The organism is Rhodospira trueperi (assembly GCF_900101965.1).
Taxonomy (GTDB): Bacteria; Pseudomonadota; Alphaproteobacteria; order Rhodospirillales; family Rhodospirillaceae; genus Rhodospira; species Rhodospira trueperi.
This window is the reverse complement of record NZ_FNAP01000002.1, coordinates 1-19,679: the sequence shown is the minus strand read 5'-3', so window position 1 is coordinate 19,679 and position 19,679 is coordinate 1. Positions and strand designations below refer to the sequence as shown.

Here is a 19,679-nt window from a genome sequence, read left to right as displayed (position 1 = left end):
TATCCGACCTTTCTTACGTCCGCATGGGACACCGGATCACAGGCGCGTCACATTTCTCCGTCCTTGGACGCGCCCAAAGTCCGATTTCCCAACCCAAGCTCCCGCTCTTCCCTCGCGGAAACCCTAACAGCGCATCTCCGACTTGGGTACTGGGAACATGGTCGCGCCGGCCCCACCTTCAGTGATCCGGGCCGGTTCGCAGGGCGTAAACGGGACCAGGATTGGGTCACTGTGCCGAATACGGGCATGAATCGGGACGAGAACCGCGGGGTTCAAGGGGAATCGCCACCATGACGTCACAGGCTGCATCGACCGCGCCACCCGGGGCCATCGCCCCCGGACAGGGGCCACGCCGAACCATCGCCGTGATCGGCACCGGCATTGCCGGCATGAGCGCCGCCTGGCTGCTCAGTCAGCATCACCAGGTTACGGTCTACGAGCGCGGCGATTACATCGGCGGGCACTCCAACACCGTGGAGGCCCCGGGCCGAGACGATCAGGCGGTGGCCGTCGATACCGGCTTCATCGTCTACAATGAGCGGAATTATCCGAACCTCGTGGCGCTGTTCGACCACCTCGGCGTCCCGACCAAGGACAGCGACATGAGCTTCGGCGCCTCGCTGGACGACGGTGGGCTGGAGTACTCGGGGGACGGCCTGAGGGCGCTGTTCGCCCAACCCATGAACGCGGCACGGCCGCGTTTCTGGTCGATGATGCGCGATCTGGTGCGCTTCTATCGGCAGGCTCCGGCTTTTCTGGCCGATCCGCGGTCGGAGCACATGACCCTGGGGGAGTATCTGAACGCCCACCGCTACGGCCGTCCGTTCATCGAGGACCACCTGCTGCCCATGGGCGCGGCCATCTGGTCCACGCCGGTGGCCGACATGCGGGACTATCCGGCCGCCGCCTTCATCCGCTTTTTCGACAATCATGGCCTGCTGCGCCTGACCGACCAACCGCTGTGGCGCACCGTGGACGGCGGCAGCCGGGAATACGTGCGCCGGCTGACCGCGCCTTTCGCCGACCGAGTGCTTCTGAACACCAAGGTGGTGCGCATCCGGCGCGAGCAGGGCAACGTGCGGGTCGATGACATGCGCGGGGAGTCGCGCGTGTTCGACGACGTCGTGCTGGCGTGCCACGCCGACGAGGCGCTGGCCCTGCTGGCCGACCCCGACGATCGCGAACGCACGATCCTCAGCGGCTTCCGCTACACCCGCAACCGCGCCATTCTGCACACCGACGCCAGCCTGATGCCCAGGGCGCGCCGGGCATGGTCGAGTTGGAACGCCATCGTCGGCCGCGAGGCGGGAGATCCACCCACCGTCTGCGTGACCTACTGGATGAACCGGTTGCAGGGCCTTGAGACCGAACGGCCCCTGTTCGTCACCCTGAACCCGCCGCGCGAGCCGGCGGTGGGGTCGGTGGTGCGGGGGTTCCTGTACGACCATCCGCTGTTCGACCGAGCGAGCTTGGCGGCGCAGAAGCAGGTCTGGCGGCTCCAGGGCCACCGGCACACCTGGTTCTGCGGCGCCTACATGGGTGCCGGCTTCCACGAGGACGGGCTTCAGGCCGGACTGGCGGTGGCCGAGGCGGTGGGCGGCGTGCGCCGGCCCTGGCGGGTTGAGAACGAAAACGGCCGCATCTCCTGGGACGGGCAGATGGAAACCGCGCACGCGGAGGCGGCGGCATGAGCGACACCGTCCGGTCCTCCGCCCTGTATGCCGGCGCGGTGCTGCACCGCCGCCTGAAGCCCAAGCGGCACCGCCTGGACTATCGCGTCTTCTCGCTGCTGCTGGACCTTGATGAACTGCCGGCGCTGGACCGGGACCTGCGCTGGTTCGGGCATAATCGGTTCGCGCCCTTGAGCTTCCACGACCGCGACCACGGCCCCGGCGACGGCCGGCCGCTGCGCGCCTGGATCGAGTCCGAACTGGCCACCGGCGGCATCGACCTGGGCGGCGGGCCGATCCGCGTGCTCTGTTATCCCCGCCTGTGGGGCTACGTGTTCAACCCCCTGACCGTCTATTTCTGTCACCACAAGGACGGCCGCCTGGGCGCCATCCTGCATCAGGTCAGCAATACGTTCGGGGAACGGCATTGCTATCTGATCCCGGTGGACGCGGCGGAGGCGGCGGGCAAACTGGTGCGCCAGACCTGCGACAAGGAATTCTATGTCTCGCCCTTCATGCCCATGGAAACCACCTACCACTTCCGCATCCGCCCGCCCGACGAGAAGGTCGCCGTGGCCATCCAGCAGACCGATACCGAGGGCACGGTGCTGCATGCTTCCTTCACCGGGCGGCGCCGACCGCTGACGGATCGGACCCTGCGCGCCGCCGTGACCCGCCACCCGCTGATGACGCTGAAGGTGATGGCCGGCATCCACTGGGAAGCGCTGTGGCTGTGGCTGAAGGGCCTGCGCATCGTACCGCGCGGCCCGGCGCCGTCCCATCTGGTGACGGTGGTCCGCCCGCGCGAGGCGGATGCGCCCTGACGACCTGACCCCACTCCAAGATCAAGAGACGCCGCCATGTCCGATTCGTCTGCCTCCGCCGCGACCGCGCGCCTCCCCCTGGTCCGCGCCGCGCGTCGGCGCCTGCCGGGCGAGGGCGCCCTGTGGACGCTGGCGCTGGACCGCCTGAGCGCGCGGCTGGCCCGGGGGCGGCTGACCCTGATCCGACCGGACGGCCGGGCACGGGTGCATACCGGGGCCGAGCCGGGGCCGGAGGCGACCGTGCTGCTGCGCTCGCCGCTGGCGGCGCGGCGGCTTCTGCTCGGGGGCGCGCTGGGATTCGGCGAGGCCTACGTGGCCGGGCTGTGGGACACGCCGGACCTGGACGCGGTGCTGCGCCTCGTTCTGGTCAACGAGGACCGCATCGGCATCGCCGAACCCGGCTCCGCGCTGGCGCGGCTGGTCCAGCTCTGGCGGCACCGCCGCAACGCCAACACCCGATCCGGCAGCCGGCGCAACATCGCCTATCACTACGACCTCGGCAATGCGTTCTACGGCGCGTGGCTGGACCCATCGATGACCTATTCGGCGGCGCTGTGGGGTGACACGCCGAACCTCTCCCTGGAACAGGCCCAGGCCGCCAAGTATCGCGCGCTGTGCCGGGCGCTCGACCTGCAACCCGGTCAGCACGTTCTGGAGATCGGCTGCGGTTGGGGTGGGTTCGCCGAGATCGCGGCCGGCGAGTTCGGCTGCCGGGTCACCGGACTGACCCTGTCGCGCGAACAACTGGCGTATGCGCGCGACCGCATGGCGGCGGCCGGGCTGTCCGAGCGTGTCGAGGTGCGCCTCCAGGACTACCGTGACGTGACGGGCTCCTTCGACGCCGTCGCCTCCATCGAGATGGTCGAGGCCGTGGGCGAAGCGCACTGGCCGCTGTTCTTCGACACCGTGCGCGACCGCCTTCGGCCCGGCGGACGGCTGGCCCTTCAGGCCATCGTGATCGAGCCGTGGCGCTTTCCCGAGTACCGGGTGACGCCGGACTTCATCCAGACCCACGTTTTCCCGGGCGGTATGCTGCCGACGGTGCCGCATCTGCGCGACGGCCTCGCCGAGGCCGGCCTGACGGTGACCGACACCCACGGCTTCGGCGCCGACTACGCCCGCACGCTGGACCTGTGGCGCGCAGCCTTCATCGCCGCGTGGCCCGACATCCTGGCCCTGGACGCCGGCTTCGACGAGCCGTTCCGGCGGTTGTGGCTGTATTACCTGGCCTACTGCAAGGCCGGCTTCGCGCACGGCAGCATCGACGTCATTCACCTGACGGCGGAGCGGCCGGCATGAGGCGGCGCCCGCTGCTCTGGAGCGCCCTGGGGCTGGCGGCTCTGCTCGTCACCATTGTTGTCTTCGTCTGGAAAGGGGGCGATTCCATGAAACCGTCCGACTTCGCCGCCGCAGAACCAAAGCTGGTTCTGGAGGAGTACTTCGCCGGCCACACCGAGGCCTGGGGCATCTTCGTGGACCGCTTCGGCACCCTGCGGCGCCAGTTCCGCGTCTCCATCGAGGGGACCTGGGACGGCGGCATGCTGAACCTCGACGAGCGGTTCGACTACGCCGACGGAGAGAAGGATCACCGCGTCTGGCGCATCACCCGCACCGGCGACGACACCTACGAGGGGTTGGCCGACGACATCCTGGGCGTGGCCACGGGGCGGGTGGCCGGCAACGCGCTGAACTGGACCTACGACATGAACCTGAAGGTCGGGGACAGCACCTGGAAGGTCCATTTCAATGACTGGATGTGGCTGCAACCCGGCGGGGTGCTCATCAACCGGGCCACGGTGTCCCGCTGGGGCCTGGAGATCGGAACCGTCACCCTGTTCTTCCGGCGCGACGGGGCGGAGGGGTAAGACGAAGTCCGTTTGATTCGTTCGCAAATGCGTAGGTTGGGGTGAGTGCAGCGAACCCCAACGCCATTCGGTTCTGGGGGCCGAAACGTTGGGGTTCGGTGCGTGGCCCCTCACCCCAACCTACGAAAAGCCGGTTGAAAAACGGGAACCGATCAAGCGGTTTTCGCATGAGACGGCCGGCTTGGCCGCGCCGTCTCAACAGCAACGCCCCGACGGTCGATGCTTGTCGTCCACCACAAAGACCCCACCTTTCGGTTAGGACGGATCACGACATATAGGGGGGGGCCATCAATGACGTCCAAGGTCTACTGGGCCGCGCGGGATCTCGCGACATCGCCCTTGGGGAACCACCACTTCATTCTCGTGGTGCAGGGCACGCCGACGATCACGTCGACGATGAGCGTGAAATGGCAGAACTGTGCCGGCACGGAGTTCATCACCATCGCCACCTTCGCGAAAAAACTAGGCGGCAAGACACGTCTCATTCTTGGCTACAACGAAACATCGGACGTTCATTCGGTCAAGGAAGTGCTGAACCCCAGTATCACAAGTTTTTTCCGACCGGACTTTGACCTTGCGAGGCACGAGGTCAAGCCGCCGAATGGAAACACTGTGAGCGGTTTTGTCCGTAATATTATTATGAAGGCCGAGACCTACAAGAAGAACGAGGCAATAAAGAACGTCCCCTACAGCCTGATCGACGAGAATTGCGCGTGCTGGGTCAACAGCCTGTTCAAGGCGTGCGGGGTCCCCAAGAAAGCCCGAATTGCGGCCGGCGAGTTCCCGGGCTTTGACTGGGGCGAGGAAGACGAGATCGACGCCAGCTACTTCACCTGAGGGCAACGCGCGGATGGCGGCGCGGCCTTGGCGGACGCCATGGCGACCATGGCCCCGACGTTGCCGACTCCGGCCGCCGGCTGAAGGCGAAACACTCCGGCGCGCAGCGCACCGATCCTTCGCCGCGAATCGCCCCATTTCCGGAAGCCGGGCACTGCATCGGGTGGGCCCGAACACACACAACCCGGCCCGCGACGGAAACGGGGGCCGGGTCGGAATTCCGGTCGAACCGGGAAACCGGTGCAGGGTCAGGGGCAGGGCACCTCAGGCGGCGGCCTTGGTCCAGTACGAGTCGAACGGCAGCGGGTCGTATAGGCGGCCCAGCGCGTCGGCGAGCACGTCACGGCGCACGCCAAGGGCCATGGCCCAACGGCTCATCTGCTCGCACGGCAGGCGCAAGCGCCCCGCCTCGACGTCCGTCACGAACGCCTCGGTCGCGTTCAGCAGGTGCTCGGCCAGTTCGGCCGACGTGATCTCGCGGCTTTCCCGAAGTTGGCGGAGGTGGAACCCGCCCGCGCGCAGACGCGCGTAAGTCTCCGGTGTGAATGAAACTCCTTCCTCGGTCATGCCCACGGCAGCCTCCTCGAACGACGACCCGACAAATGCGGTCATCAAAGTGCGATAGTCGAAACGTGATGAAACGCGATAACACTAGGACGTCTTGACGCCTTGTGCCAAACCCGGCGGACGCATAACTGTCATGCGCCGGAAACAATTCCCGTCGGAAAGCGCCGCCGCTCCCCCACCTAGCCGGGGCGCCATCCTTATCAATCTGACAAAAATGTGACCGATTGGCAATCCCGTTTCGCGGTGCAGCATGTCCGGCGGCCGGCGCCGCAAGGGATTTGCATTCCGCCGCGTTCGCCTTAAGACCATGGAGTCTCAGATCCACCCGTGCAGGAGTGACCACCGCCATGTCCGAGTTCGTCGTTCCACCGCACCCTCGCACCTGCCTGCCCGTCGCCGGTGAGACCGGACGCTTCCCCGTAAGGCGCGTTTTCTGCGTCGGCCGCAATTATGCGGACCACACGCGGGAGATGGGGGATGACCCGACTCGGAGCCCGCCGATCTTCTTTACCAAACCAGCGGACGCCGTGCTGCCGGAGGGCGGCGAGGTCCCCTACCCCCCGGCCACCGCCGACCTGCATCACGAGGTGGAACTGGTGGTCGCCCTGAAGGGCGGCGGTCGGGGCATCCCCACGACGCGCGCGCTGGACGCGGTCTACGGCTATGCCGTCGGCATTGATCTGACCCGGCGCGACCTTCAGGCCAAGGCCAAGAAGGCCGGCGAGCCATGGGACGCGGCCAAGGGCTTCGACCTGGGCGCGCCGGTCGGTGTGCTCTCGCCGTTGGAAAGCCTGGACGGCCACCCGACGCAGGGGCGGATCCAACTGTCCGTCAATGGCACGATCCGACAGAACGGCGATCTGTCCCAGATGATCTGGTCGGTGCCCGAGATCATCCATCACCTGTCGGCGCTGTGGGAATTGCAGGCCGGCGACCTGATCTTCACCGGCACGCCGTCCGGCGTTGGCCCGTGCGGACCGGGCGACGGCCTGGAGGCCCTGGTCGGCGGTCTGGCGCCGCTTCAGGTCACGCTCGTCGCGCCCCGGTCATGACCGCCGGCACGCCCAGCGATCCCAACGACCTGACCCCGGGAGAGGCCGCCGCCGAACTGGCGCGGCTGGCCGAGGAGATCGCGCGGCACGACGCGCTCTATCACCAGCAGGACGCGCCGGAGATCAGCGACGCCGACTACGACGCGCTGCGCGCCCGGAACGACGCCATCGAGGCGCGCTTCCCGGAGCTTGTGCGCGAGGACAGCCCGTCGCGCCGGGTGGGCGCCGCCCCGGCCACCGGCTTCGGCAAGGTCCGCCACGCCGTGCCCATGCTGTCGCTGGCCAACGTGTTCGACCGCGCCGAGGTGGCCGAGTTCGTCGGCGGCATCCGCCGGTTCCTGCGGCTGGACGCGGACGAACCGTTGGCCCTGGTGGCGGAACCGAAGATCGACGGCCTGTCGGTGTCGCTGCGCTACGAGGACGGCCGTCTGGTGCAGGCGGCGACGCGCGGCGACGGCACCGAGGGCGAGGACATCACCGCCAACATCCGCACCCTGGACGAGGTGCCCGACCGCCTGACGGACGACGATCCGCCGCCGGTGGTCGAGATTCGCGGCGAGGTGTACATGACCCGCGCCGACTTCCTGGCGTTCCGGGAGCGTCAGGTCGCGGCGGGGGAGAAGAAACCGCCCGCCAACCCGCGCAACGCGGCGGCCGGCTCGCTGCGGCAGAAGAATCCGGCGGTCACGGCCGGGCGGCCGCTCAGCCTGTTCGCCTATTCCTGGGGCGAGGTGCGGGGGCTGGAGGTGGCCAGCCACCACGACTTTCTCGACCGGCTGCGGGCCTGGGGCCTGCCGGTCAATCCGGAAACGCGGCTGTGCGCCGATGTCGAGGCGGCGGTGGCGGCCTATGACGATCTCGCCGCGCGGCGGGCCGATCTGCCGTACGACATCGACGGCGTGGTCTACAAGGTGGACCGCGTAGACTGGCAGAAACGCCTGGGCTTCGTCAGCCGGGCGCCGCGCTGGGCGACGGCGCACAAGTTCCCGGCCGAACGGGCGCGCACGGTGCTGCGGTCCATCGACGTCCAGGTCGGCCGCACCGGCGCCCTGACCCCGGTGGCGCGGCTGGAGCCGGTGACCGTGGGCGGCGTGGTGGTCTCCCGCGCCACCCTGCACAACGAGGACGAAATCCGCCGCAAGGACATCCGCGAGGGCGACACGGTGGTCATCCAGCGGGCCGGCGACGTCATCCCGCAGGTGGTGGAGGTCGTGGCGGACGCCCGGCCGGACGGCGCCGAACTCTTCGTGTTTCCCGACCACTGCCCGGTGTGCGGGTCCGAGGCGCCGCGCCCCGAGGGCGAGGCGGTGCGTCGCTGCTCCGGCGGCCTGATCTGCCCGGCCCAGGCGGTGGAGCGGCTGAAGCATTTCGTCTCCCGCGACGCCTTCGACATCGAGGGACTGGGCGCCAAGGCCATCGAGTCGTTCTTCGCCGACGGCCTGATCCGGGGGCCGGCCGACATCTTCCGGCTGGAAGACCGCGACCGGGAGGGCCTGACCCGGCTCAAGAACCGCGAGGGCTGGGGCGAGACCTCCGCCGCCAACCTGTTCCGGGCCATCAACGACCGCCGCACCGTCAGCCTGGAGCGGTTCATCCATGCCCTGGGCATCCGGCAGGTCGGGCAGGCGACCGCACGCCTGCTGGCCGGGCATTACGGCTCGCTGGAAGCCTTGCGCGCCGCCATGGCCGAGGCCCAGGACCCGGATAGCGAGGCGTACGCCACCCTCATCAACATCAACGATGTGGGCACCAGCGTGGCCAAGGACATCCTCGCCTTCTTCCACGAGGACCATAACCGGCAGGTCCTGGACGATCTGGCGGCGCAGTTGGACGTGCGCCCATTCGAACGCGCGGAGAGCGTCGGCGACAGCCCGCTTTCCGGAAAGACCGTGGTGTTCACCGGCACGCTGGAAACCCTGTCGCGCGCCGAGGCCAAGGCCCGCGCCCAGGCCATGGGCGCCAAGGTCACGGGCAGCGTCTCCGCCAAAACCGATTATGTGGTCGTCGGCGCCGACGCCGGGTCCAAGGCCGCCAAGGCTCGCGACCTGGGCGTGACCACGCTGAGCGAGGCCGAGTTCCTGGAGATGGGCGCGGGCGGGGGGCAACGCCCGTAGCCCGTAGGTTGGGGGGAGCGGAGCGAACCCCAACATTGGCTGGATTCGTTGGCCGGGTCCGTTGGGGTTCGGCGCGTCGCACCTCACCCCAACCTACGAGTCGGCGGCCGACGGGACCTGAACGAATCAAGCGGGTTTCGTATCCATTTGGTCTCCCGAGCCCGGGGAGGGCGTTCGACCCGTGTTCAACGCCAAGGAGCGAAGGTCCCGGCCTGATCCGCTTTTCAACCAACCAAAAAAAAAGTCCTTGGCGGCGCACGCGCGCCCTGGCACCAGAACAAACATCGAACGGGGAGACGTGTGACCGGACCTTGGCGGTCCTTGTCCCCTCCCCGTTTCGTTTGTTCCCCACCAGTCAGGGAGACCGCCCGATGGGAGGCATCTTCTCGCCGCCGTCCCCGCCCCGGCCGCGCGTCATCACGGTGCCGCAGCCGGCGCCCCCTCCTCCGTCGCCGCCCAGGCCGAAACCGGCGCCGGCGCCCGATCCCGCCCCGGACCCGCTGTCGGAAGCGGCCCCGAAGGACGGCGAGGATGCGGAAAACGCCGCCCAGGAGGCCGCCCGCCAGAAACGGGAGGCCCAGGAACGCGCGGCCCGGGGCTGGCGCTCCACCGTCAACACCTCCTACCGGGGGGTGCTGTCTCCGATCCAGACCGCCGGCCGCGTCGGCATGAAAACGCTGCTGGGAGACTGAGCCCATGGATCGGCATGCCCCGCCGGGGCAGGGCGATGACGACGCCGTCACCGTCCTGCTGCGGCGCTACCGCGCGGCGCTGAACCGCCGCCGGCATTGGGAGGGCACGTGGCGCGACTGTTCCGACCACGTCCTGCCGCACCGCGAGTCCGCGCTCGGCGACGCCACGCCGGGCGCGGCGCGCGGCGAACACCTGTTTGACGGCACCGCGCCCGACGCCGTCGATCAGCTCGCCGCCAGCATGGTGGCCCAGTTGACCCCGCCGTGGTCGCGTTGGTTCGAGCTGAGCGCCGGGGCCGACCTGTCCGAGGATGAACGCGCCCGCATGGCGCCGACCCTGGAGCACGCCGCCGAGGTGCTCCGCGCCCAGTTCGCGGCGTCGAACTTTGCCGTGGAGGTGCATCAGGCGTATCTCGATCTGGTCACCCTGGGCACCGCCTGTCTGGCTTTCGAGGAGGCGCCCCCCGGCGAGGCCAGTGCCTTCCGCTTCGCCGCCGTGCCGATGGCCGAGGTGGCGCTGGACGAGGGGCCGGGCGGCCGCCTGGACACCGTATTCCGGCGCGTGCGGCTGTCGCTGCCGGCGCTGCGGGCGCGCTATCCGGACGCCGTGTTGCCCCCGGACCTGGAGCAGCGCGCCCTGCGCGAGCCCGATCTGGAGGTGGCGGTGCTGGAGTGTGTCGTCCCGGACGGGCATGGCTACGCCTACACCGCGCTGCTGGCCGGCGCGGGCGACGGCACGGCCCTGCTCGACGGCCCGGCGGCGGCCACGCCGGAGGTTCTGGCGCGCGGTCGCTTCGGCGTCTCGCCGTACCTGTGCTTCCGCTGGCTGAAGGCGCCGGGGGAGGTCTACGGCCGCTCCCCGGTGATGAAGGCGTTGCCGGACATCAAGACCGCCAACAAGGTGGTCGAACTGGTGCTCAAGAACGCCTCCATCGCGGTCACCGGCATCTGGCAGGCCGATGACGACGGCGTGCTGAACCCGGCCACGGTGCGGCTGGTGCCGGGAACCATCATCCCCAAGGCGGTCGGCTCGTCCGGGCTGACGCCGCTGCGGGCGGCCGGGGACTTCGATGTCTCGCAACTGGTGCTGGACGACCTGCGCCGGCGCATCCGCCATGCCCTGCTCGCCGACCGGCTGGGCCAGCCCGACAGCCCGGGCATGACGGCCACGGAGGTGGTTCACCGCGCCGCCGAGATGTCGCGGGTTCTGGGGGCCACGTATGGACGGTTGCAGTCGGAACTGCTGACGCCCCTGGTGCGGCGCGGGCTGGCGATCCTGCGTCGGCGCGGCGAGATCCCGCCGATCCGGCTGGACGGGCGGTTGGTGGACCTCACGCATGCCTCGCCGCTGGCTCAGCAGCAACGCCTGACCGACGCCCAGACCACGCTGTCGTGGATCAACGCCGTGCTCGGCCTGGGCGAGGCCGGGGCGCGGGTCATCGACGTGGAGGGCGCGGCGCGCTGGCTGGCCCAGACGCTGGGGGTGCCGGAGGCGGCGTTGCGGCCGGTGGCGCCGCCGCCGTCCGGCCCGGCGCCGTCGGGACCGCCACCCGACTGGACGGCGCTGGCCCGCGACCTGGGCGCCGCGCTCGCCGGCGGCCCGACACCGGGAGGACCGCCCCATGCCGGCCCCTGAGTCCGAGGCTAGGTCCTGGTCCTGGCCCTGGACCGAGTCCGGATCACCCGATCCGATCCCGGAGGCAGGCGAGGACCGGGCCGCCCTGGCCCGCGCCTGCGCCCGCCTGTTCACGCACGACGACGGCCGGCGCCTGCTGGCCCACCTGCGCGCCCAGACCGTCGGGCGGCACCTGGGGCCGGAGGCCTCCGACGCCGCGCTGCGCCACCTGGAGGGTCAGCGCGCCCTGGTCGCCCACCTTGAGCGTCTGATCGCGGAGGGACGGACGCCGGGTTGACCACCGCGTTCCGTTCCCGACCCTGTCCCCACCACAGGAGACCCATCATGGATCATCCCTTTCCGCCCGGCGTGGCCGGCGCGGCGCGCTTTCCCATGCCCGGAACCCCCATCGCCGCAACGTCCATTGCCGACGCACCGGCGGTGTCCGATGTGATCATGCGGTTCATCGATCCGGGCACCGGACAGGTGAACGTGCCGGCATTGATCGCGGCCTTCGAGGATCTCGCGCGGCGCCTGCCGGGCATGGTCACCGTGCCCGGCCCGGACGCCGACATCGACACTTGCGTCCGCTTCCGCCGCGCCCTGGGCATTCCGGACACCCCGGACGGCTACCGCGTCTCCGTCGGCCATCCCGGGCTGGCGGTCGATCCCGAGGTCAACCAGAGGCTCCACGAGGCCGGGTTCACGCCCGAACAGGTCCAGCTTGTCTATGACCTCGCGGTCGAGCGCGTCATGCCGGTGATCGAGGCCATGGGCGAGACTCACCGCGCCGAAACCGACCTTGCCGCGCTGGTCGAGCACTTCGGCGGCGAGGAGCGCTGGGCCGAGGTCAGCCGCCAGGTGTCGGCCTGGGGCAAGGCGCATCTGCCGGAGGATGTCTACCGAGCGCTGGCCTCCACCCGCGAGGGCGTCATGGCGCTGTTCCGCATGATGGCCGAGGGCGAGCCCACGCTGGCGGCCGGTGGTGGCGCTGGCATGCCCGCCGGGGGCGCGCCCGGCGAGGAGGACCTGAAGGCCCTGATGCGCGACCCCCGCTACTGGAAGCAGCGCGACCCGGCCGTGGTGCGCCGCGTCGCCGAGGGCTTCCGCCGGCTCTATCCGGGCGGAGTCTGAGCCCGCCCGTTGTTCCGCCGTAGGGCCGTAGGGCGGGTTCGCGCCGCAGGCGCAACCCGCCGTATGCATCGGTCTTCGCGGCGGATTGCCCCGCTTCGCGGGTCGAATCCGCCCTACGGTGTTCGATCCCTCCCGAGGACAAGGAATCCCGCCGATGTCGATCACCATCGACCAGTCGTTCATCAAGCATTTCCAGGCCGACGTCCATCTGGCCTACCAGCAGATGGGCTCCAAGCTGCGCAACACCGTGCGCGTCAAGGACAACATCAAGGGCGCCTCCACCGTCTTCCAGAAGGTCGGCAAGGGCACCGCGTCCACCAAGGCGCGCCACGGCATGGTTCCGGTCATGAATCTGGACCACACCCCGGTCGAGTGCGACCTGGAGGACTACTACGCCGGTGACTGGGTGGACCGGCTCGATGAACTGAAGACCAACATCGACGAGCGTCAGGTTCTGGTGAACGCCGGGGCCTATGCGCTCGGCCGCAAGACCGATGAGTTGATCATCACCCAGTTGGACACCTCGACCAACCATGCGCTCGACGGCACCACGGCCCTGACCCTGACCAAGATCATGGAGGCGTTCGGCAGGCTCGGCGCCGCCGACGTGCCGGACGACGGCGAGCGCTACGCCGTGGTCGGCTGGCAGCAGTGGTCGGAGCTGATGCAGATCGACGAGTTCTCCAACGCCGACTATGTGGGCGCCGAGGACCTGCCGTGGCGCGGCACCCAGGCCAAGAAGTGGCTGGGCACGCTGTGGTTCCCGCACTCGGGACTGACGCTGAATGGCACGGTTCGGCACTGCTACTGGTACCACAAGACGGCCATCGGCCACGCCATCGGCGCCGACGTGCAGAGCGACATCACGTGGCACGGCGACCGCGCCGCGCACTTCGTCAACAACATGATGAGTCAGGGCGCCCGGCTGATCGACGCCGAGGGCGTCGTTTCCCTGCGCTGCCTGGAAAGCTCGTAACGCGAGGTCCAAGGGTCCGTAGGGCGGATCCGCCCCGCGAAGCTGGGCAATCCGCCTCGTCGGTGATCGCCGCGCGGTGCACTGCCCGCCGCTTCGCGGCGGTCGAGTGCACCCTACGACCCACGGTGTCCACCTGCATTTCCAGAAGGAGTCCCCGACCATGGCCTTCGCGCCTCAGGATCTGTCCGTGCTGTGCTACAGCAACGGCTTCACGCTTTGGCACTACACCACCGCCGACGACGCCGTGACCGGCGCCAACTATTTCGACCCGGCTTCGCCCTATGTGCGCCTCGGCGACATCATCGTCTGCAACACCGACACCGACGGCACCCCGGCGGCGGCGTTCTACCGCGTCTCCGCGAACACGGGCGGGGCGGTGACGGTGGCGGCGGTGTAGGACCGAACGCATCGCGGCCTCGCATTTCCTCGACGGCGATGTATCATCATGATACTTTTGCGTTGAGCTTTCCGGTCCGGGAGCCCCGTTGTGTCCGGCGATGAAACGACCGTGTCTGGCAGGGGTGGGCCGTCGGCGCGCCCATGGACCCGGGCACAAGCCACGGCCCGTATCCGGGCGTTGGCGGGTGGCACAGGCCTTGATCTTCCGTTCACCCGCCATGCCCTGGAGCGGATGGACCTGCGGGACATCTCGACGTTCGATGTCCTCGCGGTCCTCCGCAACGGGTTCGTCCATGCGGATCCGGTCGCGGGCAACCGTCCAGGGTCGTTCGTCTATGCGATGGAGGCCAGAATCCAGGATCACGGTGGCCGGACGATCAGGGTGGTGGTCGCGGTTGATCCGGAGCGAACACGGGTCAAGATCGTCACCGTGATGTTCGTGGATGAAAGCGGGTAGTGGGAACGGTTCGCGCGGAGACTCGTCATGGCTGGATCGACGACACAGGATGATCTCTACCACTTCACCGAATGCGGCCTGGACGACGTCTGGGTCGAGGGTGTGGAAGAGACGGTGGACGAGGACGGCGATACGGTGCTTGTCGTGCCCCGTGTCCAGGCCCTTCACCGCCTGATCGTGCGCGCGCTGATCGGACGCGACGGGCCGCTGATCGGGGCCGAGGTCAAAGCCATTCGCACGGAAATGGGCCTGACCCAGGCCGAGCTCGGCGACCTGCTGCGGAAGGAAGCATTGACGGTGGGACGGTGGGAGCGTGGCGAGACACCCATCGATCCGAACGCCGATGCCGTGCTGCGTCTGGTCTCCAACGAACGCCTTGCGCTCGGGCGAGCCGAGAGCGCCGAAACCACGGCAAGGCGTTGCGCCGCCCCCCGCGACGGAACGCCGATCATCATCCGCCGGAACGACCTGGACCGGTTCTTCCTACCCTCGGCGGCCTGACCCGCCCGTCCGTCCCGACGCCCAGACCTGACCGACCCCCGCCCCTTCCGGGCGGGGGTTTTTTGTACCGTCCGACGAAAAGGGTGACCCTTTTCGTCGGGCGGCCGGCGTGACCACGCCGGCGCGGCGAAGCCGCGGAGCCGCGCGCCCCGCAGGAGCGCTACGGCGAGAAAAACAAAGACTCATCATAGCCCCCGGAGGGCCCCCCATGCCGCTGTCCGCCGTTGCCATCTGCTCGCGCGCGCTCCTCAAGCTGGGCGCGCGGCCCATCACCAGCCTGGACGAGGGCACCGCCGAGGCCGAGGTCGCCCAGGCGCTGTACGCGCCGGCGCGCGACGCCCTGTTGTCGGTCCATCCGTGGTCGTTCGCCACCGCCCAAGTGAGCCTTGCCCGCCTGTCCGCCGCACCGGTGGCGGACTTCACGTACGCCTACCAGCTTCCGGCCGACCATCTGCGCACGCTGTCGGCGGGCGGGGCCGGCCGGGGCGCCGGCCTGGTCTACCGCCAGGCCGAGGACCGGCTGTGGACCGACGCCGGGGCGGTCTTTCTGACCTACATCTTCCGCCCCGACGAAAGCGCCTTTCCGCCCTTTTTCGTCGAGGCGCTGTCGGCGCGACTGGCGGCCGAATTCTGCCTGCCGCTGACCGAGAGCACCAGTCGCGGCGAGTTGCTGCACACGCTGGCCGAGGCCGCCCTGCGGCAGGCCCGCCTGCTCGACAGCCAGCAGGACACACCGCCCGCCCTGTCCCACTTCCCCCTGGTGGAGGCACGCGGATGACCCGCGTCAACACGACCCAGACCAACTTCACGGCCGGCGAACTGTCGTCCGACCTGTACGGTCGCTCGGACCTGCGCGCCTACGTGAACGGCGCCGCGAAGCTGCGCAACGTCTTCCTGCGGCCGACCGGAGGTGTGTCGCGCCGCGACGGCCTGCGCCACATCGCCAGTCTGCCCGGGCGGGCGCGGTTGATCTCGTTCGAGTTCAACACCGAGCAGAGCTACCTTCTGGTGCTGACGGACGGCCGCCTGGATGTGTACCTGGACGGCACCTACGCCTTCCACACCGTGGCGCCGTGGACCGCCGCGCACCTGCCGGAACTGACCTGGACACAGATGGCGGACACGCTTCTGGTGGTCCATCCGGAGGTCGAGCCGCGCCGCATCACGCGGGCCTCGCACACAAGCTGGACCCTCCGCACCTGGGACTATCCCACCGAGGGTGACCGCGTTTACGAGCCGTATTACCGCTTCGCCAATCCGCTCATCAGCCTGACGCCGTCGAGCACGGTGGGGTCGGTGACGCTGATCGCCTCGTCGGCGGTGTTCACGGCGGATCATGTGGGCACGCGCCTGTTGCTGCGCGGCAAGCCGGTGTCGATCACCGGATACACGTCGGGTACCGAGGTCGCCGCCACCATCCACGAGGAGATCGAGAACGCCAACGCCACCCGCGAGTGGGTGGAACAGGCGCTGTCGTCGGCCCATGGCTACGCCCGCAGCGTGACCTTCCACAAGAACCGCTTGGTGATCGGCGGATCGCGGGATGTGCCGCACCACATCTGGATGTCCCAGGTGGGCGACCTGTTCAATTTCGACACCGGCGAGGGCCTGGACGACGAGGCCATCTCGTTCGAGCTGCTGTCGGATCAGCTCAACGCCATCCGCGCCGTCTTCTCGGCCAGCGATCTGCAGGTCTTCACGTCGGGCGCGGAATGGGTGGTCGCGGGCGCCCCCCTGACGCCGAAGAGCGTGACCACGGCGCGCCAGACCCGCATCGGTACCCTGGGGCCGCACAGCGTGCCGCCGCGCCGGGTGGACGGAGCGACGTTGTTCGTCGGCGCCACCGGCCGGGACCTGCGGGAGTACCTGTTCACCGATCTGGAGCAGGCCTATCAGGCCGCCGATCTGGCCCTGTTGGCGCGGCACCTGATCCGGGACCCCGTGGACATGGATTACGATCCGGTGCGCCGGTTGCTGCATGTGGTCATGGCCGACGGGACCCTGGCGACCATGACCAACTACCGGGCCGAGCGCATCACCGCCTGGATGCTCCAGGAGACGGACGGCGCGATCCATGCCGTCGCCGAGGTCGGCGGCGCGGTCTACGTGGCCGTGGACCGCGAAAACGGGGTCGGCCTGGAGCGGTTCGACGCCGATGTGCCGCTGGACGCCGCGTTGCCGGGATCCGACACCACCCCGCGCCAAAGCTGGAGCGGGCTGGATCACCTGAACGGGCGCACGGTGCGCATTCTGGCCGACGGCGCCGACGCCGGCACCAAGACCGTCTCCGGCGGCTCCGTCACCCTGGACGGTCCAGCCAGTGCGGTCATCATCGGCCTGCCCTTCACGCACGAGATCGCGCCGTTGCCGCCGGCCATCGACGGCGGACGCGGCGGCGGCCCGGGCACGCTGATCCGGCTGATCCGCGCCACTTTCCGACTGCGCGACACCGCCGCCCTGTGGGTGGACACCGGCGACGGCCCGCGCGCCCAGCCGTTCCAGGCGCTGGGATCGCATGCCGTGCTCGATCAACCGCCGACGCCGGTCACGGGCGATCTGTCGATCCGCGCGCTGGGCTGGCAGCGCGATCCCATGGTGCCGCTGTGGCGGGTCGTCCAGGACGCGCCGCTGCCCTGCACCGTTCTCAGCGTCACCAGCGAAGTGAAGGTCACAGACTAATGGCTCAATTCGCCACCATCTTCATCCCGTTCGCGCTGCAGGCGGCCAGCACCGCCTGGCAGCAGTATCAGCAATACGAGGTCTATGAGGCCGAGCAGCGCCAGCGCGCCGCGGTCAATCAGGCCAGCGCGGAAGCCGCCCACGCGGAGTCCCAGGCCACCGCCCGGCATACGGCCGCCAGCGCGGAAAGCGCCAACCGCGCCGCCTGGGCGGCGCACGACCGGCAAGCCGGGGCCATCGCCCGGGACACCGACGCCGCCATCCAAGCCCTGAACCGGACCTTCGCCCGCACCGAACTGGAACGCGCCGACGCGTTGCGTCACGCCGGTGCCAGCCAGCGCGCACGGTTCGCCGACGCCGGCCTGGACACAGGATTCGGCTCGGCGCGGGCCGTGCTCGCCGGACTGGGGGCGCGCGAGGCGGAACAAACGCGCCGCGACCATGCCGATCTGGGCGCCGAGACCGCGGCCCGGCGCGACGCCGCGCGGGCGCGGATCTCGGCGGACTGGGACGCCACCGCCGACGAGACGGCCGATCGCACCTACCGGTCCAACCTGGACATCTGGAAGCGGCAGGTCGCGCTGAACAGCCGCCTGCGGACCATGGGGATCCAACAGACGGCGGCGGAGCAGCGCGACCTGCTCGACCTCACGCTCAGCAACCAGCGGGCCGCGCTGGGACTGGTCGACGCCGGCCTGGACGCGCTGGGTCGCGGCCTGTCCTGATCTCCACCACCCTACCGGAGCCTTCCCGCATGACCGCGCACATCCAGATCGGGGATATCCGCCCCCGCATTCAATACGTGGGGGACGGGACACAGACCGCGTTTCCTTACCCGTTCCCAGTCTTCTCCGAGGGTGACCTGCGCGTCTACTTGGACGACACCCGGGTGACCTCCGGCTTCTCCGTGACCGGCGCCGGAGAGTCCGACGGCGGCACCGTGACCTTCGCCAGCGCCCCGGCCAGCGGTGCGCGGGTCACCCTGGTGCGTCACCTGGACATCCAGCGGGTCACCGACTTTCAGGCCGGCGGGCCGCTGCGCGCGGCCGCGCTGAACGACGCCCTGGACACCCTGACCGCCGTGGACCAGCAACTCGACGACGGGCTCCGTCGGACCGTGCGTCTCGCGCCGGGTGCCGGCGAGGACGCCGACCTGACGCTGCCGGCTCCGGCCCCGGGCGCCATCCTGGGCTGGAACGCGACCGCCACCGCCCTGGTGAACGATCCGCTCAACACCGCCGGACTGACGGACGCCATCGCGGCCGTCATGGACGCCAGCGGCGTCGCCGGTGAAATCCCAGGCCTTGCCGCGCGGGCGGAAACCTGGGCCGATGACGCCGCGCTGTCGGCCTGGATGGCCACCGTCTCCGGCGGTGGAGGGGCGGGCGATGGCGTCGGCCCGGGCGACGACATCACCGTCGCCAGCCTGACCATCACCGGCACCGTGTCCGTCGGCGGCGCCCTGGTCGTGGCCGGAAGCGCCATGTCTGTGTGGGGCCAATCCCTCATGGCCGCCGCCGATGCCGCCGGCGGGCGCACCCTTCTGGATCTGGGCTCCGCCGCGACGACGCAGGCGGCGGACTACGCCACCGCCGTGCAGGGCCTGACGGCCGACAGCGCCGTGCAGCCGGGCGATAGTGTGCGCCTCGCCACGGTCGACTACACCGTCGGTCGTTTCATCGTCGGCGCCGCCAGCGTCGGTGCGTCGCACACCGTGGACCTGGGCGACGGCGAGTTTCGGCGCCTGACCCTGACCGACGACACCGCGTTCACGCTGCCCGATCCGCCGGCCGGGCGCGGGTATTCAATCACGCTCAAGTTGATCCAGGACGCCACCGGCAGCCGCGCACCGACCTTCGCGCAGGCCGATGCCACGGCGGCGAAGTGGCTCGGCGGCGCCGCGCCCCCATGGCGGACGGGGGCCGGGGCGTTCGACCTTGTGACGCTGACGCACGACGGCACCGACCTGATCGCCGCGCATGTCGGAGGGGTGGGCTGATGCTGGCACAAGCCGCGTTGCGATCCGTGCCGGTGTCCGCCGGGATCACGCCCCTCTTCCAGGCCGGCGCGATCCAGGCGCCGGCGGCGTTCAGCCGGGCGTCGGCGGCTTGGCTGGACCTGACCGCCCACGCCATCGACGTCCCCCGGATCAACGGCAGCGCCCTCCTCATCGAAGGCGCGGCGACCAACCTCGCCCCCTATAGCGAGGATGTCGCGCAGTGGGACGCCATCACCATCACGGTGGGCGCCGCCACGCCCCCCGGAGACACCGGGCTCGCAAAGACGCTCACGCTGGT

General features: G+C 69.6%; 21 protein-coding genes. 20 read left to right on the top strand and 1 reads right to left on the bottom strand.

The window, feature by feature from the left end; translation table 11 throughout:
* The first annotated feature begins 290 nt into the window (after positions 1 to 290).
* The 5 genes from BLS85_RS03475 (at position 291) to BLS85_RS03455 (ending at position 5,196) form a co-directional block, all read left to right on the top strand.
* A complete protein-coding gene (locus BLS85_RS03475; protein ID WP_092782250.1) occupies positions 291 to 1,691 on the top strand; it encodes an NAD(P)/FAD-dependent oxidoreductase in 1,401 nt (466 codons plus the stop codon).
* The gene (locus tag BLS85_RS03470) at positions 1,688 to 2,494 is read left to right on the top strand and encodes a DUF1365 domain-containing protein (protein WP_092782247.1); all 807 of its coding nucleotides are present in this window, start codon (positions 1,688 to 1,690) and stop codon (positions 2,492 to 2,494) included. The genes BLS85_RS03475 and BLS85_RS03470 overlap by 4 nt, the downstream gene beginning before the upstream one ends.
* Positions 2,495 to 2,530: 36 nt before the next feature.
* Positions 2,531 to 3,793 (top strand): SAM-dependent methyltransferase, encoded by a 1,263-nt coding sequence (locus BLS85_RS03465; RefSeq protein WP_092782244.1) that lies wholly within the window; start codon positions 2,531 to 2,533, stop codon positions 3,791 to 3,793.
* Positions 3,790 to 4,359 carry a DUF3833 domain-containing protein gene (locus BLS85_RS03460; RefSeq protein ID WP_281242478.1) on the top strand — a complete coding sequence of 190 codons (570 nt, stop codon included), beginning with the start codon at positions 3,790 to 3,792 and terminating at the stop codon, positions 4,357 to 4,359. The genes BLS85_RS03465 and BLS85_RS03460 overlap by 4 nt, the downstream gene beginning before the upstream one ends.
* Before the next feature lie 291 nt (positions 4,360 to 4,650).
* A complete protein-coding gene (locus tag BLS85_RS03455; protein WP_092782241.1) occupies positions 4,651 to 5,196 on the top strand; it encodes a hypothetical protein in 546 nt (181 codons plus the stop codon).
* A gap of 264 nt (positions 5,197 to 5,460) precedes the next feature.
* Here BLS85_RS03455 and BLS85_RS03450 read toward each other — a convergent pair whose 3' ends face one another.
* Positions 5,461 to 5,763, bottom strand: coding sequence for a helix-turn-helix domain-containing protein (locus BLS85_RS03450; RefSeq protein WP_092782239.1), 303 nt, complete (start codon positions 5,761 to 5,763; stop codon positions 5,461 to 5,463).
* Between the two features lie 347 nt (positions 5,764 to 6,110).
* On the opposite strand from BLS85_RS03450, the gene BLS85_RS03445 reads away from it, so the two are divergent.
* From BLS85_RS03445 to BLS85_RS03375, 15 genes are all read left to right on the top strand, one after another.
* On the top strand, positions 6,111 to 6,815 hold the full coding sequence (locus tag BLS85_RS03445) for a fumarylacetoacetate hydrolase family protein (protein ID WP_092782236.1): 705 nt from the start codon (positions 6,111 to 6,113) through the stop codon (positions 6,813 to 6,815).
* Complete coding sequence (gene ligA, locus BLS85_RS03440) at positions 6,812 to 8,929, top strand: NAD-dependent DNA ligase LigA (RefSeq protein WP_092782233.1); 2,118 nt, start codon at positions 6,812 to 6,814, stop codon at positions 8,927 to 8,929. The genes BLS85_RS03445 and ligA overlap by 4 nt, the downstream gene beginning before the upstream one ends.
* A gap of 371 nt (positions 8,930 to 9,300) precedes the next feature.
* Positions 9,301 to 9,621, top strand: a complete 321-nt coding sequence (locus BLS85_RS03435; RefSeq protein ID WP_092782230.1) for a hypothetical protein — start codon at positions 9,301 to 9,303, stop codon at positions 9,619 to 9,621.
* A 4-nt stretch (positions 9,622 to 9,625) separates the two neighbouring features.
* Positions 9,626 to 11,257 (top strand): portal protein, encoded by a 1,632-nt coding sequence (locus BLS85_RS03430; protein WP_092782227.1) that lies wholly within the window; start codon positions 9,626 to 9,628, stop codon positions 11,255 to 11,257.
* The gene (locus BLS85_RS03425; RefSeq protein ID WP_245699058.1) at positions 11,244 to 11,534 is read left to right on the top strand and encodes a Bbp19 family protein; all 291 of its coding nucleotides are present in this window, start codon (positions 11,244 to 11,246) and stop codon (positions 11,532 to 11,534) included. The genes BLS85_RS03430 and BLS85_RS03425 overlap by 14 nt, the downstream gene beginning before the upstream one ends.
* A 47-nt stretch (positions 11,535 to 11,581) precedes the next feature.
* Complete coding sequence (locus BLS85_RS03420; RefSeq protein ID WP_245699057.1) at positions 11,582 to 12,370, top strand: capsid assembly protein; 789 nt, start codon at positions 11,582 to 11,584, stop codon at positions 12,368 to 12,370.
* A gap of 154 nt (positions 12,371 to 12,524) precedes the next feature.
* Positions 12,525 to 13,346: a phage capsid protein gene (locus BLS85_RS03415; protein ID WP_092782224.1), complete on the top strand. Its 822-nt coding sequence runs from the start codon at positions 12,525 to 12,527 to the stop codon at positions 13,344 to 13,346.
* Positions 13,347 to 13,506: 160 nt separating this feature from the next.
* Positions 13,507 to 13,743: a hypothetical protein gene (locus BLS85_RS03410; protein WP_092782221.1), complete on the top strand. Its 237-nt coding sequence runs from the start codon at positions 13,507 to 13,509 to the stop codon at positions 13,741 to 13,743.
* 90 nt (positions 13,744 to 13,833) lie between these two features.
* Entirely contained in the window at positions 13,834 to 14,202 is a 369-nt protein-coding gene (locus BLS85_RS03405) for a DUF4258 domain-containing protein (protein ID WP_143027076.1), read from the top strand.
* A 27-nt stretch (positions 14,203 to 14,229) separates the two neighbouring features.
* Positions 14,230 to 14,703 (top strand): helix-turn-helix domain-containing protein, encoded by a 474-nt coding sequence (locus BLS85_RS03400; RefSeq protein WP_092782215.1) that lies wholly within the window; start codon positions 14,230 to 14,232, stop codon positions 14,701 to 14,703.
* Positions 14,704 to 14,911: 208 nt separating this feature from the next.
* Positions 14,912 to 15,481, top strand: a complete 570-nt coding sequence (locus BLS85_RS03395; protein WP_092782212.1) for a phage connector family protein — start codon at positions 14,912 to 14,914, stop codon at positions 15,479 to 15,481.
* Positions 15,478 to 17,382, top strand: coding sequence for a phage tail protein (locus BLS85_RS03390; RefSeq protein WP_092782209.1), 1,905 nt, complete (start codon positions 15,478 to 15,480; stop codon positions 17,380 to 17,382). The genes BLS85_RS03395 and BLS85_RS03390 overlap by 4 nt, the downstream gene beginning before the upstream one ends.
* Positions 17,382 to 18,107: a hypothetical protein gene (locus BLS85_RS03385; protein WP_092782206.1), complete on the top strand. Its 726-nt coding sequence runs from the start codon at positions 17,382 to 17,384 to the stop codon at positions 18,105 to 18,107. Before BLS85_RS03390 ends, BLS85_RS03385 begins: the two co-directional genes overlap by 1 nt.
* A gap of 29 nt (positions 18,108 to 18,136) precedes the next feature.
* Positions 18,137 to 19,381 carry a hypothetical protein gene (locus BLS85_RS03380; protein ID WP_092782203.1) on the top strand — a complete coding sequence of 415 codons (1,245 nt, stop codon included), beginning with the start codon at positions 18,137 to 18,139 and terminating at the stop codon, positions 19,379 to 19,381.
* On the top strand, positions 19,381 to 19,679 hold a 299-nt coding region (locus BLS85_RS03375), incomplete at its 3' end, for a hypothetical protein (RefSeq protein ID WP_143027075.1). The genes BLS85_RS03380 and BLS85_RS03375, both read left to right, overlap by 1 nt.

Coding starts and splice junctions, on each gene's coding strand:
- BLS85_RS03430 (WP_092782227.1), top strand. CDS start 9,626: ATGGATCGGCATGCCCCGCCGGGGCAGGGCGATGACGACGCCGTCACC.
- BLS85_RS03420 (WP_245699057.1), top strand. CDS start 11,582: ATGGATCATCCCTTTCCGCCCGGCGTGGCCGGCGCGGCGCGCTTTCCC.
- BLS85_RS03465 (WP_092782244.1), top strand. CDS start 2,531: ATGTCCGATTCGTCTGCCTCCGCCGCGACCGCGCGCCTCCCCCTGGTC.
- BLS85_RS03455 (WP_092782241.1), top strand. CDS start 4,651: ATGACGTCCAAGGTCTACTGGGCCGCGCGGGATCTCGCGACATCGCCC.
- BLS85_RS03475 (WP_092782250.1), top strand. CDS start 291: ATGACGTCACAGGCTGCATCGACCGCGCCACCCGGGGCCATCGCCCCC.
- BLS85_RS03435 (WP_092782230.1), top strand. CDS start 9,301: ATGGGAGGCATCTTCTCGCCGCCGTCCCCGCCCCGGCCGCGCGTCATC.
- BLS85_RS03450 (WP_092782239.1), bottom strand. CDS start 5,763: ATGACCGAGGAAGGAGTTTCATTCACACCGGAGACTTACGCGCGTCTG.
- BLS85_RS03415 (WP_092782224.1), top strand. CDS start 12,525: ATGTCGATCACCATCGACCAGTCGTTCATCAAGCATTTCCAGGCCGAC.
- BLS85_RS03385 (WP_092782206.1), top strand. CDS start 17,382: ATGGCTCAATTCGCCACCATCTTCATCCCGTTCGCGCTGCAGGCGGCC.
- BLS85_RS03460 (WP_281242478.1), top strand. CDS start 3,790: ATGAGGCGGCGCCCGCTGCTCTGGAGCGCCCTGGGGCTGGCGGCTCTG.
- ligA (WP_092782233.1), top strand. CDS start 6,812: ATGACCGCCGGCACGCCCAGCGATCCCAACGACCTGACCCCGGGAGAG.
- BLS85_RS03400 (WP_092782215.1), top strand. CDS start 14,230: ATGGCTGGATCGACGACACAGGATGATCTCTACCACTTCACCGAATGC.
- BLS85_RS03470 (WP_092782247.1), top strand. CDS start 1,688: ATGAGCGACACCGTCCGGTCCTCCGCCCTGTATGCCGGCGCGGTGCTG.
- BLS85_RS03445 (WP_092782236.1), top strand. CDS start 6,111: ATGTCCGAGTTCGTCGTTCCACCGCACCCTCGCACCTGCCTGCCCGTC.
- BLS85_RS03410 (WP_092782221.1), top strand. CDS start 13,507: ATGGCCTTCGCGCCTCAGGATCTGTCCGTGCTGTGCTACAGCAACGGC.
- BLS85_RS03395 (WP_092782212.1), top strand. CDS start 14,912: ATGCCGCTGTCCGCCGTTGCCATCTGCTCGCGCGCGCTCCTCAAGCTG.
- BLS85_RS03390 (WP_092782209.1), top strand. CDS start 15,478: ATGACCCGCGTCAACACGACCCAGACCAACTTCACGGCCGGCGAACTG.
- BLS85_RS03380 (WP_092782203.1), top strand. CDS start 18,137: ATGACCGCGCACATCCAGATCGGGGATATCCGCCCCCGCATTCAATAC.
- BLS85_RS03425 (WP_245699058.1), top strand. CDS start 11,244: ATGCCGGCCCCTGAGTCCGAGGCTAGGTCCTGGTCCTGGCCCTGGACC.